Origin of the sequence: Sphingomonas mali NBRC 15500 (genome assembly GCF_001598415.1) — a bacterium.
Lineage (GTDB): Bacteria > Pseudomonadota > Alphaproteobacteria > Sphingomonadales > Sphingomonadaceae > Sphingomonas > Sphingomonas mali.
Map to the genome: position 1 here is coordinate 1 of NZ_BCYX01000044.1, position 16,723 is coordinate 16,723.

Below are 16,723 nucleotides of genomic sequence, written 5' to 3' on the forward strand. Positions count from 1 at the left end.
GCCCCTCGGGATGTCGTAGATTTGGAGAGCCCCCCTCCACCCCTCGGCTAGCGCCGAGCGGTCCCCCTCCCCGTAAACGGGGAGGAATTATCATCCCTCTTCCACAAGCCCACCTTCTCACCCCATGAGCGATGGGGCTGGTGACGTAACGACCGTGCCCCGCTATCGCCCGGAACATGCCGCGCAGTCCCGCCTTCGTGTTTTCCATCGCGGTACTCGGCATCGCCGTCTTCTCGTCAATGGACGCCGTGATGAAGGTGCTGGTGATCGAGATCGGCGCCTATGACACCTTGCTGTGGCGGACCCTGGCCGGCGCGATCCTGACCGGCCTGATTTACCTGCCGCAGCGGAGCGGCTGGCCGTCGCGGGCGACGATCCGTGTCCACCTGATTCGCGGATCGGTGTCGGCGGTGATGGCGGTCACGTTCTTCTGGGGTCTTGCCCGCGTACCCATGGCGCAGGCGATCGCGCTCACCTTCATCGCTCCCTTGCTGGCGTTGTTCGGCGCGGCGTTCCTGCTCAAGGAGCATATTTCGCGCCGGGCCATCATCGCCTCGCTGGTCGCCTTTGCCGGAGTGGGCGTGATCATGCTTGGTCAGGCGGCCTCGGCGCCGTCGCCGGACCGATTCCGCGGCACGATCGCCGTGCTCCTCTCCGCGGTCTGCTATGCCTATAACATCGTGCTGATGCGCCAGCAGGCCCTGGTCGCGGGGCCAAAGGAAGTCGCCTTCTTTCAAAGCGTGATTGTCCTCGTGATCCTGGCGGCCGGGGCGCCGTTCATGGCGCATGTGCCCGAAGTGCGGCATGCACCCGCGATAATCGGGGCGGCGATACTGGCCACAGTATCGCTGCTGCTGCTCGCCTGGGCCTATGCGCGCGGCGAGGCGAACTACCTCGCGCCGACCGAATATACCGCCTTCATCTGGGCGTCATTATGGGGCTGGGTCGTGTTCAGCGAGCGAATCGCTCTCTATACGCTCGCTGGCGCCGCGCTGATCATCACCGGTTGCCTGATCGCCGCGCGGCGGCGGTCGGTCGAGAATGTGGAGGCTGCGTTTTGACCCTGACCATCCGTCCCGCCACGCCGCAGGACGTCGCGCTGATTCTACGCTTCGTCCGCGAACTGGCCGAGTTCGAACGCGAGCCGGACGCGGTGAAGGCCACCGAAGAGAGCCTGAGCTATGCCTTGTTCAACGAGCGGTCGGCCGAGGCGGTGATCGCCGAGCAGGAGGGCAAGCCGATGGGCTTCGCTCTGTTTTTCCACAATTTCTCGACCTGGACGGGGCGCAAGGGCCTCTATCTCGAAGACCTCTACGTGACGCCGGAGGCGCGCGGATCGGGCGTCGGCACAGCCTTGTTGCGGCACCTGGCGGGCATCGCGCTCGACCGCGCCTGCGCGCGATTCGAATGGGCGGTGCTCGACTGGAACACGCCGGCGATCGATTTCTATACGGCGATGGGCGCCGACAGCCTGGACGAATGGAGGATCCGGCGCGTCACCGGCGACGCGCTGGTCAAGCTCGCGGGCCGCGGCTGATGGCCTGGGCCTGGCTGATCCTGGGCGGCCTGTTCGAGGTCGGGTTCACGACGTGTCTTCGCCATGTCGATGGATTTCGCAATCTGTGGTGGACGCTTGGTTTTCTCGCGTCGGTAACCCTGTCGATGGCGCTGCTCGAATATGCCTCGCGCTCGATCGCGATGGGCACCGCTTATGCGGTGTGGGGCGGGATCGGCGCATTGGGCACGGTCATCGTCGGCATTGCATGGTATCAGGAACCGGCGAGCCTGCCGCGACTCCTGCTGATTCTCGGCGTCGTCGCGTGCATCGCCGGATTGAAGATCACGGGAGCGCGCTGATGGCGGCGGATGAAGGGCTGATCGAGTGGGTGACCGAAGCGATGGAGCCGATCGGCCGCGTCACCAAACGCGCGATGATGGGCGGCGCCACGCTCTATTGCGACGGCACCATCTTCGCGATCGTCGCGAGCGGTGGCGGGCTGTGGCTCAAGGCGGACGCCGAAAGCGATGCGGTCTGGGACGAAGCGGGTTGCGAGCGCTTCACCTACGACATGAACGGCAAGCCCGGGAGCATGAACTATCGCCGCGCGCCCGACGACGTCTATGACGATGCCGACGAGCTACGGCGCTGGGCGATGCTGGCACTCGAGGCGGGAAGGCGTGCGCCGAAAAAGGCCCCGCCGAGGCGGACGGCGCGGGCGGCGACGCGGGGACGGGCGACGCGAAAATAGCTCAGAAACGGTGTCCGCTATTGGCGGTCACGATCACATCCGCTGCAGACGTTTTTCGCATTCGGCTTCAGTCTTCATCTTCTTCATCATCTTTATCTTGGTGAAGATAAATTGCTGATCGGCTGGCCACATATTATTCGGCTTCCGCGGGGCAACATAACCTTCCCCGACTATTTCAAAGCAGGGAGTCTCACTCGGCCGATATTTACGGGCGTCCTCATCCGTCACTGAATACACATCCATCCACTTCTTTTCTTTGATCTCAAAAGGTAACGCCCTTTGGTCGCGAAGGTCGTCTGGGAGAAAATTGGGATATTCCCAGTGAGCGTCCAAGAAGCCATGAACGAGTCGAGGTTTGAAGTCAGAGGGCTGCGCGTCCGTGATCGGCGAGCCTCCGAAGAGGGCGACGAAGGTAAGTGCGAGCATCGACCACATTGCGCTAGATTGGCATGTCCGACTAGCATCCGCCAGTGCGTCGGTAGCGCACTCAGCGTGATATCCGCGCCACCCTCGGCGCAAAGGTTCCGGCTGCAAATGACGCAACAATCGCCGTCACCAGGATCGCGAACCAAGCGTAGGTAAACCCCGCCATCATCATCGCGTTGGGCAGTATCCAGAACCCATAGACCGCCGCCGCGCCGCCGACCGCGATGACCAGCCCGAACAGCATTGGCCACAGCTTGAACGCGCGGATCAACGCGAGGCCGATCAGCGTCGTGCCGATCGCGAGCAAGCCGAACTTGACGTGGACGGCCCACCACAGGCCGTGAAGCTGTGCCGACGTCCCGGGCAGATTGCCCAGGATTCGCCACATGAACATGCCTTCGATCTCATCGCTCAATCCGGCAATGAGCAGCATCGCGACGATCGCGCGCTGCGTCCTGCCACGGCTGGCGGCGATCGCGGCGAGCGCCAGGAACGCCGTGTAAGAGGGGATGAAGCCGAGCGCGTCGAGCCACAGGCCCTTGTCCTGGGCGCCGACCAGCGTCGCTCGGCACGCGCCGCTGCCGAACAACGCCGCGACGTCGCCTGGCGTCCGGGCAAGCTCGAAGGCCAGGATCGGCCCGAGCTGCCCGGACCCGGCGAACGTCCCGCAGGCGACCAGCCCGGGGATCTTCCCGAACGCAAAGGAACAGACAAACGCGATCAGTCCCGCCAGCACGCACAGGCGCCAGGCGGTGCGTGGCCTCACGCCGCTTCGGTTTCCTTGGCGCGGGCGATCGCCTCGATCACGATCTGGCGCGCTTCGGCTGCGTCGCCCCATTTGCCGACGCGCACCCACTTCTCGGCCTCGAGGTCCTTATAGTGGGTGAAGAAATGCTCGATCTGCTGGAGCACGATCGAGGGCAGATCCCCCCGCTCGCCGACGTCCGAATAATAAGGAAAGGTCGAATCGACCGGGACGCAGATCAATTTCTCGTCGCCGCCATGCTCGTCCTCGAGATTGAGCACGCCGATCGGCCGCGCGCGGACGACGCAGCCGGGGACGAAGGGCGAGCGCGCGATCACCAGCGCGTCGAGCGGATCGCCATCGGGCGACAGCGTATGCGGCACGAAACCGTAATTGGCCGGATAGCGCATCGGCGTATGCAGGATACGGTCGACGAACAGCGCGCCCGATTTCTTGTCGAACTCGTACTTCACCGGCTCGCCGCCGACCGGCACTTCGATGATGACGTTGAGGCTCTCGGGCGGGTTGTCCCCGACCGGTATCAGATCGATCTGCATGTCATTCCTTATATGGCGTGGCGCGCCGCCCCGTCTCAGCGGGGCTGGAGCAGCAGGTCGAGACCGCTCTCCCCGGTCCCGGTTTTCACCAGATGCGGATAGCGCAGCCCGCCATGATAGTCGATGCTCACGCTGCGGACTTCTTCGCCCGCCTTGACCAAAAGAACGATAGGCGCCTTGCTGCTCTTGGCTTCGGTCACCGCCGCCTTCAGCCGCTCGTCCGAATAGGCCAGCCCGTTGACGGCGACGATCGTGTCGCCGACGGTCAGTCCGGAGTCGAAGGCAGGGCTGCCCCAGAGCACCTGGCTCAAGGCCGCCTCGGCACCGACCTGGAAGCCCAGCGAATAATAGAAATCGGAAAACTTGCGCGCGCGCTCGGCCTGCTTGCCGATCGCCGGCTGCACGTCGGTGTAGACGAGCTTGTAGCCATTGCGCTCGAACCCGCCGAGCGGCGCGGGCTCGCCGACGCCGTAGAGACGCTTGGTCAACAGGCCGCGCCAGTCATAGGGCTGGATTTTGTCGAGCGTCGCGACGACATCGTCGAACGTATAGGTGACCTCGCCCCAATCGCCGTCGTTGATGCCGAAAAAGGCGCGGGCGAAATCGTCGATCGACTTGCTGCCCTTCGACTGCTGGCGGAGGATCGAATCGACCTCCATCCAGATCAGCAGGCCTTCGTTGTAATAATCCTCCGACCGCTGGTTGCTGGTCCAGCCCTTGGGGCGGCGGTTGGAGATGATCGGGTCGTTGGTCGTGTCGATCATCGGACGCCAGTTGCGGCCCGGCGTATTGTCGAGATTGGCCATGATCGCGGCATAGCCGTCGAGCGTGTCCTGCTTCGATACCAGGCCCGACCGCGCCTGGAGCACATAGCCCCAGAATTGGGTCTGCCCCTCATAGACCCAGAGCAGGCTGTTGCGCATCGGATAGAGATAATCGGGCGTCCACAGGTCGGCGCCGCGGCGGAACTTGCCGTCCCAGCTATGGGTATATTCGTGCGGCAGCAGGTTGCGCGCGCCGGCATTCGCTTCCCACTCGCTGAAATAGCCCATCCGCGTGCCGTTCTCGGAACTGCGATGATGCTCGAGGCCGATTCCGCCGAGCTCGTTCGAGATCGACAGCAGGAATTCGTAATGGTCGTAATGCTGCGCGCCGAAGGTCTTCACCGCCTGATCGACCAGACGCTTGTGCGCGTCGATCATCGTCGGCGTGGCGGAGTCGAGCTCCTTCTGCGTGTCGGCGAAGACGTTGAGGTTGACGCGCTCGCTGAGCGGCCATTTCTTGTAATAGCGCCCGGCCAGCATCGGGCTGTCGAGCAGGATCTCGTAATTGGTCGGTTCATAGGCATAGGTCGAGCCCGTCACCTTGGCGTTGAGCGCCGAGGCGGCCGACCAGCCGTCGGGATATTTGGCCGTCATGCGGATCGGGATTTGGCGCACGAAATAGCCCGCCGGGTAGAAACTGACCCCGATCGGCTCGAGGCTCAGCAGGTTGCGCGTGACCATCATCCGGCCCTGGTCGCCCTTGGTCGAGGTGACATATTTGAACGAGACCTCGATCGACTTGGCGCCCTTGGGCACATCGAGATGGAACGCATAGACCTCGGCCGGATCGCGTTTCCACGCGACTGCCTTGCCGGCGGCAGTGATGTGCAGGTCAACGACCTTGTCGATCTCGTTGCGCGGCGTGTGTCCGCCCGGCACCCACTTCGGATAAAGCAGCACCATCTCGCCACTGCCCGAAACCGGGATATTCTCCTTGATGACGTAGATGCCGCGCGCCGTGTCGGTCGCGTCCACATCGAGCGTCAGCGTTCCCGGATAGGGTTTGTCGACCGCGACGGGGATCGTGTTCTCCACCGGCGTCGGCTGCGGCTTCGAATTCTCGGCGAGGGCGACGGTAGCGACGGTGGAGGCGAGCAGGGCGGCAAGAGCGGCGCGACGGAGCATGGAGAGGGACCCCTTTTTGATGTGCGGCCGTCCTAGGACGGCGATACACCCGCCGTCCAGTAGCTAACGCCACGGAAACAGTAGAATTAACTCCCGCCGATCGAATTGATCGTGAACGCCAGCACGCCGAGGTTGAAGACGAAGGCGGCGAGGCAATGGCCGGTGACGACGCGGCGGACGCGGCGGCTCTTGATGTCGACGTCGCTGGTCTGGAACGTCATGCCCAGGGTGAAGCTGAAATAGACGAAATCCCAATAATCGGGGTCGTCGCAATTGGGGAACTCAATCCCGCCGCTGTCTTCGTTATCCTCTGCCGGCAGATAGTAGAGATGCGCGTAATGAAGCGCGTAGATCATGTTGGAAAAGGTCCAGGCGAGCACCAGCGATACCAGCACCAGCACGATCGCGAAAGGCGTCGCCTTTTCGAGCTTTTCGGTGACCACCGAGACCATGATGATGATCGACGTCACGACGGTGAGCAGCAACAGGAAGGCGCGATTGGCGTCGTTGCGCTGTGCCGCGGCGCGCATCTGCTCTGCCGTGCCCCGTACAAACAGCGGCATGATCGAGATCAGGAAGATGCCCGCGGCGATATCGAACGCGATCATCGCGCCCCGTCCGTAGCCCTGGGCGGGGATCGTCACGAACAGGCCCGCAACGAAGATCGCGACAAACGCGATGAAGCGGGGAGGCGCGAGCCGGTGACCGAGATGCATGTTCGCCATGACGAAACGCTAGCGTAGGCCGCCCGCCTCTACTAGAGAGCGCCGCCAACATGGCGCGTATCGAGACACCCCGGCCGATCAGAGGCACCCAGGACATTTTCGGCGACGAGCAGCGGCGCTTCGCGCGCGTGCTCGAGGCCTTCGATCATGTCCGCCGGCTCTTCGCTTTCCAGCGCGTCGACTTGCCGGTGTTCGAGGATACCCAGGTGTTCGCGCGCTCGATCGGCGAGACCACCGACGTCGTCTCCAAGGAGATGTACACGTTCGAGGATCGCGGCGGGGACTCGCTGACGTTGCGGCCGGAATTTACCGCGGGCGTGTGCCGCGCGTATCTGACCCAGGGATGGCAGCATTATACGCCGCTCAAGCTGGTCACCTCGGGCCCGCTGTTCCGCTACGAACGTCCGCAGAAGGGGCGTTATCGCCAGTTCCACCAGATCGATGCCGAGGTGATCGGGGCGGCCGAGCCGGCGGCGGATGTCGAGTTGCTCGCCTTCGCCGACCAGTTGCTCCACGAACTCGGCATCGCCGATGGCGTGACGTTGCAGCTCAATACGCTGGGAGACGCCGAGACGCGCGATGCCTGGCGTACGGCATTGGTCGCGCATTTCGAACGGCATCGCGGGGAACTGTCGGAAGACAGCCTCGTCCGGCTCGACAAGAACCCGATGCGTATCCTCGACAGCAAGGATCCGCGCGACCGCCCGATCGCCGACGCTGCGCCGGATATCGACGCGCATCTGACGAGCGAGGCCGGCGCCTTCTTCGAGAAGGTGACCAAGGGGCTCGACGCGGCGGGCGTCAAATGGACGCGCAACGGCCGGCTGGTACGCGGGCTCGATTATTACCGCCACACCGCGTTCGAGTTCGTCACCGACCGGCTGGGTGCGCAAGGGACCGTTCTCGCGGGCGGTCGCTATGACGGCTTGATCGAATCGCTGGGTGGACCAGCGACTCCCGGCGTGGGTTGGGCGGCCGGTATCGAGCGGCTGGCGATGTTGCTCGAAGCGCGGCAGAGCGAAGTGCCCGACATCGCACTTATTCCTGTCGGCGAAGAAGCAGAGCGCAAGGCATTGGGCTTTGCGGCGGGTCTGCGATCGTGTGGCGTAGCCGTCGAAATGGCCTATCGCGGCAACCTCAAGAAGCGATTGGCTAGGGCCAATTCGGCGGGCGCTCACTATGCGATCATCGTCGGCGAGGATGAGCTGAAATCGGAAATGGCTACCGTCAAATGCCTTGCCACGGGGCAGCAGGGGCGAGTCGCATTTCATCAGCTTGACGAGAATATCTTCGCTTTGACGGATGCACGCTGGAAAATGCGGGGTATAAACCAATTGCCGGCGCTGAAGGACTTCATGTCGGTAGCTGAGCCATCGGGTTCGGACGCAGGCTGATGACCTCCATCTCCCCCGAACGGATCGCGCAGATCGAGGCGCGGCGCGACGAATTGTCGGCGCTGATGGCGACCGGCGATCTGTCGGGCGAGCGCTTCGTTCAGGTGTCGAAGGAATATGCCGAGATCGAGCCGGTGGCGAAGGCCGCGGGGGAAGTGCGGCGCCTGCGCGCCGAACTCGCGACCTTGAGCCATATGGCCGAGGACGATGCCGCCGACGGCGAGTTGAAGGCAATGGCGCGCGAAGAGATCGAGGAGATCCGTGCGACACTGCCCCAGGCCGAACGCGCGCTCGCGCTGTCGCTGTTGCCGCGCGACGCCGCCGACGAACGCGCGGCGATGCTCGAAATCCGCGCCGGCACCGGCGGTGACGAGGCGTCTTTATTCGCCGGCGACCTGTTCCGAATGTACCAGCGTTATGCCGAAGGGCAGGGCTGGAGGGTCGAACTGATCTCCGCCTCGACCTCCGAAGCGGGCGGGTTCAAGGAAGTCGTCGCCTCGGTCGAGGGCAAGGGCGTGTTCGCCAAGCTGAAGTTCGAAAGCGGCGTCCACCGCGTCCAGCGCGTGCCGGTGACCGAAAGCGGCGGGCGCATCCACACGTCGGCGGCGACCGTCGCGGTGCTGCCCGAAGCCGAGGACGTCGACGTCCAGATCGACGAGGCGCGCGACTTGCGGATCGACGTCTATCGCTCGTCGGGTCCGGGCGGACAGTCGGTCAACACCACCGACTCCGCGGTTCGCATCACCCATTTGCCGACCGGGCTGGTGGTGATCCAGCAGGACGAGAAGTCGCAACACAAGAACAAGGCCAAGGCGCTCAAGGTGCTGCGCACGCGGCTCTACGAGGCCGAGCGCGAGCGGCTGGCGGCGGAACGATCGGGGACGCGCAAGGCGATGGTCGGCTCGGGCGACCGATCGGAGCGCATCCGGACGTACAATTTCCCGCAGGGGCGTGTGACCGACCACCGCATCAACCTGACCTTGCACCGCCTGCCGGAAATCCTCGAAGGCGATATGGACGAACTGATCGGCGCGCTGATCGCCGAGGACGAGGCCGAACGCCTGGCGACGCTGGATGGCTAAAGAAAAAGCCCCTCCCCTTCAGGGGAGGGGTTGGGGTGGGGCAGTGGTTACAGAAGCTGAGCTCATCGAAAGAGCTAAAGAGCTACGGCGCAAACCCACCGAGTGGGAGGTTAGGCTCTGGCGCCAACTCTCCAACTCGCAGCTCAACCATTATAAATTCCGCCGCCAAGCGGTGATCTTTCCCTATATCTGCGATTTCTTTTGCCCAGCGAAGGGTTTGATCGTCGAGGTCGATGGGGATTCGCACGACGTGCCATACGACGCTCGCCGAGACGCCTATCTCGCGGAAAAGGGATTCGAGACGATCCGGATCACGAACATAGACGTTCGTGACAGTATCGAGGGTGTGATCGGTCTGATCGTAGCGTCGCTAGCGCAGCGGCCTGATCGCTGGTCCGGGCCCCACCCCAACCCCTCCCCTGAAGGGGAGGGGCTTTGAGAGCCGCCCTCGCCGAAGCGACTCGGCGTCTCGCGGCCGTCTCCGACACCCCGCGTCTGGATGCCGAACTGCTCATGGCCCACGCGCTCGGCACGACGCGCGAGCAATTGCTGCTCCGCCATCTCGACGACCCGACGCCTGCCAACTTCGAGCCACTGATCGACCGGCGCCTCACGCACGAACCTGTCGCCTATATCACCGGCACGCGCGATTTCTGGACGATCAGCCTGGCGGTCGGCCCCGGCGTCCTCATCCCGCGCCCCGACAGCGAGACACTGATCGAGGCGGCAGTCGAGCACCTGCCGGATATCGAGGCGCCGCTGAGGATATTGGACCTTGGAACAGGACCGGGGACGTTGCTGCTCGCCGCGCTTGCGCAGTGGCCCGAGGCGCGTGGCCTGGGGATCGATGCCTCGCCCGACGCGCTCGATTATGCCCGGCGCAACGCCGAGCGACTCGATCTGGCCGATCGCGCCTCGTTCCGCCTCGGCAACTGGGCCGAAGGAGTCGCGGGGGGTTTCGACCTGGTCCTCTGCAACCCGCCCTATATCGCCGCTCACGAATCGCTTCCGGCGGAGGTGCGCGAGCATGAGCCAGGCGCGGCGTTGTTCGCCGGCTCCGATGGTCTGGACGATTACCGCATCATCGCTAGCCAGCTCCCGCGCCTGATCGCGCCGGGTGGCATGGCAGCGATCGAGATCGGCGCCACGCAAGCCAAAGCGGTTTCCGCACTGCTGACTGCGCAGGGCCTGAAGGTCGCGGTTCGCCGCGATCTTGCCGGGCGCGACAGATGCGTCATCGCCACACCTTGAAAATGACACACTCCGGTTACATATTTCTTCTTGGACAAACGCCCTGCACCCGCTATTGAGCGCGAAGGGGCAGACGATCTCAATCGACAAGTCGTTGAAATCGCGGGCCTGCCCAATCCATCGTCATTAGGCCGCTCGTCCGGCGGCCATGACAGGCCTTTCGCGCCTCCACCCATGTTTCGGGCTCGGCGCGGGTGGCGCGTGGGATTTGCATCCTCTTGGAGCAAGGCCGGGTTTGTTTTGAACACAAGGACCACAGGACTTTGAACATAAATCGTCAGGCCGGCCGCCGTCGCGGCCGTGGTGGCCAGCGCCAGGGTGGCGGCGGTAATCCCAACGGTAACAATGGGAACCGCATCGACAACCGCGCGCGGGGCAATGCGAACCAGCTCTATGAGAAGTACAAGACGCTCGCCGCCGAGGCGCAACGTCAGGGCGACCGCGTCAACACCGAATATTATCTGCAGTTCGCGGATCACTATTTCCGCGTGCTTGCCGAGAATCGCAACCGCTTCGAAGAGCAGAACCCGAACCAGGCTCAGCAGCGCCGCGGCCGAGAGGACGCGTTCGATGATGAGGATGAGGGTTATGAGGAGGATGGCGCCGAGGGTGAGACCCAGGAGCCACGCCGCGAAATCCAGGCCGAGCCGCGCCGAGAGAGCCGCAACCGCGACGACCGCGGTAACCGTGAGGATCGCGGCAATCGCGAACCGCGCGGGGATCGCGGAAACCGCTATAACGGCAATGCCAATACCAATGCTGGGGGCAACGGTAGCGGCAACGTCAACGGCTATGCCGAGAACGATACCGACGACGTGAACGGCGTCGAGGTGGCAGAGGTTGCCGCGCCGGTCGAGGACCGTCCCGAGCGCCCGTCGCGCCGTGGCCTTCGCCCGCGCCGCGAACCGCGCGCAGTCGAGGCAACCGAAGGCGAAACCTTCGATGCGTCTTTGCTGCCGCCGTCGCTCGGCATTTCGGCCGGCACCGAGGGCGAGGAAGAACCCGCTCCCAAGCCGCGCCGTCGCCGCACGCCGCGTGTGGCCGCCGCGGAGCCGGCCGCCGACGCAGCCGAATGACAGCCGTTGCCCCAGCGAAAGCTGGGGCCTCGTGCAGTATCTCGATTGTCTGAGATCCTGGCTTTCGCTGGGATGAAGGAAATGAAACGCCCGGCCGGATCCGCTCCGCCGGGCGTTTTGTTTTGGGGAGGCCATAAGGCGAAGCCGGTCAGCAATGGCCGCTCGCGCCAAGTGCAGGCATTTAAGACGGCCGGTGGGGCGCCAGCGATCGCCGGTGCCGGGAAGGGAGCCGGTGGTTCCGGCTCCCATCACCATGTCATGCCAGCGCGGGTTCGGCGTTCTCGGCCTGCGGGGAAGTCACCTCTCCGCTGATAAAGGCGAGGATATCCGCATTGATGAGGTCTGGGTGCGTTGTCATGCATCCGTGCGGCAGGCCTTGATAGGTCTTGAGCGTGCCGTTTCTGAGCAGCTTTACAGCCAGTGGGCCGCTGTCGGCATAGGGCACGATCTGATCGTCCTCGCTGTGAATCACCAGCACCGGCACGTCGATCTGCTTCAGGTCCTCGGTGAGGTCGGTCTCCGAGAAGACCTTGATGCAATCATATCCCGCATTGGCGCCGCCCATCATTCCCTGGCGCCACCAATTGTCAATCAAGCCCTGGATAGGTTCCACGCCCGTTTTGTTGAAATTGTAGAATGGGCCAGAGGCGACATCGAGGTAGAATTGCGACCGGTTCGCCATGAGCGCGGTGCGAAAGCCATCGAATACCTCGATCGGCGTGCCGCCGGGGTTCGTGTCACTCTTCACCATCACCGGCGGGATGGCGGAAATGAGCACTGCCTTCGATACGCGGCCGGACTCGGCGCGCGCGACATAGCGGGCGACCTCGCCGCCGCCGGTCGAGTGGCCAACATGGATCGCGTCCTTGAGATCGAGCGCCCGCGCGAGTTCGATGACATCGGCCGCATAGGTATCCATATCGTTGCCGATGTCGGGCTGCCCCGAACGGCCATGGCCGCGGCGGTCATGCGCGACGACGCGGAAGCCCTTGCCGCGGAAGAACAGCAACTGGTTGTCCCAATAGCGGCCAGCCGTGGTGGAACACGATCGTCTGCGCGCCGCGCGGGCCCCAATCCTTATAGAAAATCTCGGTGCCGTCGTCGGTGGTGATGAAAGGCATGGGGGAATTCCTCTCACAAAGAGGCGTGCCGGCCGGCAGGACCGGTGCTGCTGTCGCGCGATAGAGTCGTCGAGGGGCCCAGCTACGCTATCCGCCGAACTCGGATCCGACTCGGTCACGGGGACTAGGTGACTTTACAGCTGCAAAGGACAGGGGTCACTTCATCAATGCCTGCTTTCCGCCAAATACGCGGTTCGGCGGCCCGGCCCTCGTCCAGGCAATTGACGATTACGCCGGAACGGATCCGACGCCGCAGTCTCGACCATCTTTCAGCTTCCGTTCACCGCCCAACACGCTAGCTTCGTCCCAAACAAGACAAGGGGATGAAGATGCGCGTACTGGCGGTTTCGGTCTTGTTGCTGGCGCCCGGCGCCGCCCTGGCGCAGACCGCGCCGCAGCCCTCGGCGCAGGGCGATGTCTCGGTTACGATCTATAACAATGGCCAGGCGCTGGTGCAGGACACGCGGCGGCTGACCCTGGCCAATGGCGTCAATCGCCAGGAATTCCCCGACGTCTCCGATCGCATCCGGCCGGAGACGGTGCGGCTGTCGGTCGATGGCGCATCGATCCTCGAGCAGAATTTCGATTACGACCTGTTGTCGCCGAGCGCGTTGATCCAGAAAGCGGTCGGCCAGACCATCACACTGGTCCGCACCAATCCCGCGACCGGTGCCGAGACGCGCGAGCGGGCCAAAGTGCTGGCGACCAATGGCGGCGTGGTGCTGCAGATCGGCAGCAATATCGAGGTGCTGCGCGACGACGGGCTGCCGGTGCGCGTGGTCTATGATTCGCTGCCGCCCAATCTGCGCGCGCGGCCGACCCTGTCGATCTCGCTCGATGCCAGCGGCGGCGGTACGCGGCCGGCGACGCTCAGCTATTTGACCACCGGGCTCGGCTGGAATGCCGATTATGTCGCCTTGTTCGATGAAGCGAAGAGCACGATCGACGTTCAGGGCTGGGTGACGCTCCGCAATGACAACAATGTCGCCTTCACCAACGCCGATACGGTGCTGGTCGCGGGAGCGCCGGGGCAAGGGCGCGGCGGCAATGCCGGCATGGCCCCCGGAACCCTTCCGGGCACCGAGAACGCCAGGCGGGCGCGGCTGGGCGACTTCTACCTCTATCCGGTCGGGCACCGGATCACGATCGCGCCCAACCAGCAGAAGCAGGTCAGCTTCCTGTCGGTCGGCGGCGTGCCGGCGAAGAAGCTCTATCAATATCGCAACGACTGGTACGGATCGTCGAGCGATCCCGTCAGCGCCGCCACGGTGCTGAGCTTCTCGAGCTCGAAGGATGGCGGGTTGGGTGACGCGCTGCCCGCGGGCACGGTCCGCGTCTATATCCGCGACGCCAAGGGCCAGCCGCAATTCATCGGCGAGAATCGGATCGACCATACGCCGATGGGATCGACCCTGGCGATCCGCACCGGCGAGGCGTTCGACGTCAAAGTCAAGCCGGCGGTCGACAAACGCGAGAAGATCAACAGCGGCGAATGGGAGCGGACCGAGAAATTCCGCATCTCGATCGACGGCGGCAAGCCGACCACGGTCGAGCGCGAGGACGAAGTCACCTATTGGCGGACGACGATGAGCTACACGGTGACCAACGCGCGGCCCGAGCCGGTGACCGTCGACCTGGTCCAGGCCGGGCTCGACCGCAGCTATTGGCACGACACCCGCGTCTCGAGCGAATCGATCAAGGGCGAGCAACGGTCGCTCGACGAGCGGCTGTGGCATGTGACGGTGCCGGCCAACGGCTCGACCGTACTGACCGTCGCGTTCGACACTCGGTACTGACGACGGGGTCCGCGCGATGCGCGCCGCCTTGCTGCTGCTGCTCGTGCTGGCCGGCGCGTTGCCGGCGCGCGCGCAGACGGTCGTCACGTCCGCCGGCCCCGACAAGGTCTCGGTCACGCTCTATCGCGACCCTAACCGCGGCACGCAGAGCGCGATCAACCGTTCCTATCCGCAAGGCTTCGCGCTGATCACCGAGACGCGCACCGTCACCATTCCGGCCGGGCCCGCAGTGATCCGGTTCGAAGGCGTCGCGGGCAATATCCTGCCCGAGAGCGCCCTCGTGTCGGGACTGCCCGACGGAGTCGAGGAGAAGAATCTCGACGCCAATCTGCTGTCGCCGCGCTCGCTGTTCGACCGCGCGCTGGGTCGCCGCGTCCTCGTCCGTCGCACCAATCCCGCGACGGGCAAGGCGCAATTGCTGCAGGCGACGTTGCGCTCCTCGGCCGATGGTGCGGCGGTGCTCCAGTTCGGTGGTGCCTATGGCGACCTCAGATGTTCCGGTCTGCCCGAGGCAATCGTCTATGATGGCGTACCTGAAGGCTTGTCGGCCAAGCCGACATTGTCGGTGAAGACGACGGCGAAGGCCCAGCGCCAGGTGACGTTGACCTTGTCCTATCTGTCGGGCGGGTTCGACTGGCAGGCGGATTATGTCATCGCGATGCGCAACAACGGACAAAGCGCCGATCTGTTCGCATGGATCACGCTCGCATCGACCGACGTCACCAGCTTCGTCGACGCCGATACCCAGGTCGTCGCGGGCAAGATCAATCGCGTCGCGAACAGCAATTACGGCCCGCGCAACTTCGCCTCGGCGAGCTATCTGCCACTGCAATGCTGGCCGCTGCCGGAATATGATCTGTACACCAGGGAGCGCTTCGCCGCCCGGGGCGGACCCCCGCCTCCGCCGCCGCCGCCTGCACCGGTGGCGCCGGCGATGGACATCATCGTCACCGGTAATCGCGTCGCCGCGGGCATGATGGCGGAGGCGAAGATGGCAATTGCGGAGGAACTCGGTGACCTCAAGCTCTACCGCTTCCCCACCCGCGTCACCGTCGCCTCGCAATCGCAGAAGCAGGTTGGGCTGATGAACAAGCCCGGCGTCAAACTCGCGCCGGTCTATGTCAGCGATATCGTGCGCGAGAATACGCAGACGGCTTTGCTGCTGCGCGGCAAGAACAATGCCGCGAACGGGCTCGGCGCCGCGATGCCGGCGGGCAAGGCCGCGGTCTTCAGCGACGTGGGCGGACAGATGCTGCTGGTCGGCGAATCGGCGATCGACGACAAGGCCGTGGACGAGGTGGTCGAATTCCGCATGGGCCGGCCGCAAAGCGTATCGGCGCAGGTGGTGGGAACACGCCGCCGCCCCGACGACCGCACCACCGCCTACGTGCTGACTGTCACCAACGACCAGCCCTGGCCGGTGACCTACGAGGCCAAGATCCATCTCTACGATTACGAGAAGATGGCGCGGTCGAGCGGCCGGCTGGGGAGGAAGGACGGCGCGTCTTTCTGGATGACCGTGGTTCCGGCCAACGGCACCGCGACCCTATCCTATGCGGTTCGCGACGATCGCAAACGGTAGGATATTCCAGCTTTGCTCAGATGCCGTCGGGTAGAAATGGCGGACCGTTTCAGCTGGCTGAATTCGCGGCTAAGGCAAAATGATGCAACGCCTCGCCATCTACGACATGGACAAGACGATCACCCGATCGCCGACCTGGATGCCGTTCCTCCGCGCCTGGGCCAGGCGACGGCCGTGGCGGTTCGCGGCGCTGGCGGCCAGCGCCGCGCCAGCCGCGCTCTATCTCGGCAAGCGCATCGATCGCGCGCGGTTGAAGGAAATGACCCAGCGGTTGGTGATGGGGCAGGGGGCCGCAACCGCCGCGGTCGAACGCGTGGCCGGGCGCTTCGCCTCCAACATCGTCACCGGAAAGGTGTGGGACGATGCGCGCGCGCGAATCGCTGCCGATCGTGCAGCCGGCTATCGCGTGGTGATGGCGACCGCCTCCTATGATTTCTACGTCCGTCCGATTGCCGCCGCCTTGGGCATCACCGACGTCATCGCGACGCCATCGACGCTCGAGCATGGCCGCCTGCGGCCGCGCATCGCGGGTGAGAATTGCTACGGCGACGCCAAGCTTCGTATGATCGAGGCGTGGATGGCGCGCGAGGGGATTGCGCGCGCCGATGCGCATGTCCGTTTCTATTCGGATCATGTGTCCGACGCCCCGACGCTCGACTGGGCGGACGAGGCCTTCGCGGTCAATCCGCACGCGCCGTTGCTCGCGCTGGCCCGGGAGAAGGGTTGGGCCGTGCTGCGCTGGCGGTAGAGTCGGTTCTCGCTGCTTGGCG

17 protein-coding genes and 1 pseudogene are annotated in these 16,723 nt (G+C 64.5%); 12 read left to right on the forward strand and 6 right to left on the reverse strand.

Annotated elements, in window-relative coordinates:
* The first annotated feature begins 176 nt into the window (after positions 1 to 176).
* The 4 genes from SMA01S_RS20180 to SMA01S_RS20195 are packed head-to-tail and all read left to right on the forward strand — an operon-like array spanning position 177 to position 2,249.
* Entirely contained in the window at positions 177 to 1,061 is an 885-nt protein-coding gene (locus SMA01S_RS20180; RefSeq protein WP_066826715.1) for a DMT family transporter, read from the forward strand.
* The gene (locus SMA01S_RS20185) at positions 1,058 to 1,537 is read left to right on the forward strand and encodes a GNAT family N-acetyltransferase (RefSeq protein ID WP_084250478.1); all 480 of its coding nucleotides are present in this window, start codon (positions 1,058 to 1,060) and stop codon (positions 1,535 to 1,537) included. The genes SMA01S_RS20180 and SMA01S_RS20185 overlap by 4 nt, the downstream gene beginning before the upstream one ends.
* Positions 1,537 to 1,857, forward strand: coding sequence for a DMT family transporter (locus SMA01S_RS20190; protein ID WP_066826718.1), 321 nt, complete (start codon positions 1,537 to 1,539; stop codon positions 1,855 to 1,857). The genes SMA01S_RS20185 and SMA01S_RS20190 overlap by 1 nt, the downstream gene beginning before the upstream one ends.
* The gene (locus SMA01S_RS20195; RefSeq protein ID WP_066826720.1) at positions 1,857 to 2,249 is read left to right on the forward strand and encodes a TfoX/Sxy family protein; all 393 of its coding nucleotides are present in this window, start codon (positions 1,857 to 1,859) and stop codon (positions 2,247 to 2,249) included. The genes SMA01S_RS20190 and SMA01S_RS20195 overlap by 1 nt, the downstream gene beginning before the upstream one ends.
* Positions 2,250 to 2,282: 33 nt before the next feature.
* On the opposite strand, the gene SMA01S_RS20200 is transcribed toward SMA01S_RS20195, so the two are convergent.
* From SMA01S_RS20200 to SMA01S_RS20220, 5 genes are all read right to left on the reverse strand, one after another.
* Entirely contained in the window at positions 2,283 to 2,675 is a 393-nt protein-coding gene (locus SMA01S_RS20200) for a hypothetical protein (RefSeq protein ID WP_157094058.1), read from the reverse strand.
* A gap of 61 nt (positions 2,676 to 2,736) precedes the next feature.
* Positions 2,737 to 3,441, reverse strand: coding sequence for a hypothetical protein (locus SMA01S_RS20205; protein ID WP_066826724.1), 705 nt, complete (start codon positions 3,439 to 3,441; stop codon positions 2,737 to 2,739).
* Entirely contained in the window at positions 3,438 to 3,977 is a 540-nt protein-coding gene (ppa, locus tag SMA01S_RS20210) for an inorganic diphosphatase (protein WP_066826726.1), read from the reverse strand. Before ppa ends, SMA01S_RS20205 begins: the two co-directional genes overlap by 4 nt.
* Positions 3,978 to 4,012: 35 nt before the next feature.
* Complete coding sequence (locus SMA01S_RS20215; RefSeq protein WP_066826728.1) at positions 4,013 to 5,926, reverse strand: M61 family metallopeptidase; 1,914 nt, start codon at positions 5,924 to 5,926, stop codon at positions 4,013 to 4,015.
* Between the two features lie 86 nt (positions 5,927 to 6,012).
* Complete coding sequence (locus tag SMA01S_RS20220; protein ID WP_066826730.1) at positions 6,013 to 6,651, reverse strand: DUF1345 domain-containing protein; 639 nt, start codon at positions 6,649 to 6,651, stop codon at positions 6,013 to 6,015.
* Positions 6,652 to 6,701: 50 nt separating this feature from the next.
* Here SMA01S_RS20220 and hisS point away from each other — a divergent pair, with 50 nt between their 5' ends.
* The 5 genes from hisS to SMA01S_RS20245 all read left to right on the forward strand — a co-directional run bounded on the left by hisS (position 6,702) and on the right by SMA01S_RS20245 (position 11,454).
* Positions 6,702 to 8,045 carry a histidine--tRNA ligase gene (hisS, locus tag SMA01S_RS20225; RefSeq protein WP_066826732.1) on the forward strand — a complete coding sequence of 448 codons (1,344 nt, stop codon included), beginning with the start codon at positions 6,702 to 6,704 and terminating at the stop codon, positions 8,043 to 8,045.
* Complete coding sequence (gene prfA, locus SMA01S_RS20230; RefSeq protein ID WP_066826734.1) at positions 8,045 to 9,127, forward strand: peptide chain release factor 1; 1,083 nt, start codon at positions 8,045 to 8,047, stop codon at positions 9,125 to 9,127. Before hisS ends, prfA begins: the two co-directional genes overlap by 1 nt.
* Positions 9,128 to 9,170: 43 nt before the next feature.
* On the forward strand, positions 9,171 to 9,566 hold the full coding sequence (locus SMA01S_RS20235) for an endonuclease domain-containing protein (RefSeq protein WP_245649349.1): 396 nt from the start codon (positions 9,171 to 9,173) through the stop codon (positions 9,564 to 9,566).
* Complete coding sequence (prmC, locus tag SMA01S_RS20240) at positions 9,563 to 10,378, forward strand: peptide chain release factor N(5)-glutamine methyltransferase (protein WP_066826738.1); 816 nt, start codon at positions 9,563 to 9,565, stop codon at positions 10,376 to 10,378. The genes SMA01S_RS20235 and prmC overlap by 4 nt, the downstream gene beginning before the upstream one ends.
* A 263-nt stretch (positions 10,379 to 10,641) precedes the next feature.
* A complete protein-coding gene (locus SMA01S_RS20245; protein ID WP_066826740.1) occupies positions 10,642 to 11,454 on the forward strand; it encodes a DUF4167 domain-containing protein in 813 nt (270 codons plus the stop codon).
* Positions 11,455 to 11,710: 256 nt separating this feature from the next.
* On the opposite strand, the pseudogene SMA01S_RS20250 reads toward SMA01S_RS20245, so the two are convergent.
* Positions 11,711 to 12,575: pseudogene (locus SMA01S_RS20250) on the reverse strand (alpha/beta fold hydrolase).
* A gap of 323 nt (positions 12,576 to 12,898) precedes the next feature.
* Here SMA01S_RS20250 and SMA01S_RS20255 point away from each other — a divergent pair.
* The 3 genes from SMA01S_RS20255 to SMA01S_RS20265 all read left to right on the forward strand — a co-directional run bounded on the left by SMA01S_RS20255 (position 12,899) and on the right by SMA01S_RS20265 (position 16,701).
* Positions 12,899 to 14,371 carry a DUF4139 domain-containing protein gene (locus SMA01S_RS20255; RefSeq protein ID WP_066826741.1) on the forward strand — a complete coding sequence of 491 codons (1,473 nt, stop codon included), beginning with the start codon at positions 12,899 to 12,901 and terminating at the stop codon, positions 14,369 to 14,371.
* 16 nt (positions 14,372 to 14,387) lie between these two features.
* Positions 14,388 to 15,953, forward strand: coding sequence for a DUF4139 domain-containing protein (locus SMA01S_RS20260; protein ID WP_066826743.1), 1,566 nt, complete (start codon positions 14,388 to 14,390; stop codon positions 15,951 to 15,953).
* Positions 15,954 to 16,035: 82 nt separating this feature from the next.
* On the forward strand, positions 16,036 to 16,701 hold the full coding sequence (locus tag SMA01S_RS20265) for an HAD family hydrolase (protein WP_174543172.1): 666 nt from the start codon (positions 16,036 to 16,038) through the stop codon (positions 16,699 to 16,701).
* Positions 16,702 to 16,723: the final 22 nt, after the last annotated feature.

Excerpts from the sequence above, each read along its gene's own strand:
- prfA (WP_066826734.1), top strand. The coding sequence starts at position 8,045 with ATGACCTCCATCTCCCCCGAACGGATCGCGCAGATCGAGGCGCGGCGC.
- hisS (WP_066826732.1), top strand. The coding sequence starts at position 6,702 with ATGGCGCGTATCGAGACACCCCGGCCGATCAGAGGCACCCAGGACATT.
- SMA01S_RS20260 (WP_066826743.1), top strand. The coding sequence starts at position 14,388 with ATGCGCGCCGCCTTGCTGCTGCTGCTCGTGCTGGCCGGCGCGTTGCCG.
- SMA01S_RS20265 (WP_174543172.1), top strand. The coding sequence starts at position 16,036 with ATGCAACGCCTCGCCATCTACGACATGGACAAGACGATCACCCGATCG.
- SMA01S_RS20255 (WP_066826741.1), top strand. The coding sequence starts at position 12,899 with ATGAAGATGCGCGTACTGGCGGTTTCGGTCTTGTTGCTGGCGCCCGGC.
- SMA01S_RS20215 (WP_066826728.1), bottom strand. The coding sequence starts at position 5,926 with ATGCTCCGTCGCGCCGCTCTTGCCGCCCTGCTCGCCTCCACCGTCGCT.
- SMA01S_RS20200 (WP_157094058.1), bottom strand. The coding sequence starts at position 2,675 with ATGCTCGCACTTACCTTCGTCGCCCTCTTCGGAGGCTCGCCGATCACG.
- SMA01S_RS20180 (WP_066826715.1), top strand. The coding sequence starts at position 177 with ATGCCGCGCAGTCCCGCCTTCGTGTTTTCCATCGCGGTACTCGGCATC.
- SMA01S_RS20190 (WP_066826718.1), top strand. The coding sequence starts at position 1,537 with ATGGCCTGGGCCTGGCTGATCCTGGGCGGCCTGTTCGAGGTCGGGTTC.
- ppa (WP_066826726.1), bottom strand. The coding sequence starts at position 3,977 with ATGCAGATCGATCTGATACCGGTCGGGGACAACCCGCCCGAGAGCCTC.
- SMA01S_RS20195 (WP_066826720.1), top strand. The coding sequence starts at position 1,857 with ATGGCGGCGGATGAAGGGCTGATCGAGTGGGTGACCGAAGCGATGGAG.
- SMA01S_RS20220 (WP_066826730.1), bottom strand. The coding sequence starts at position 6,651 with ATGGCGAACATGCATCTCGGTCACCGGCTCGCGCCTCCCCGCTTCATC.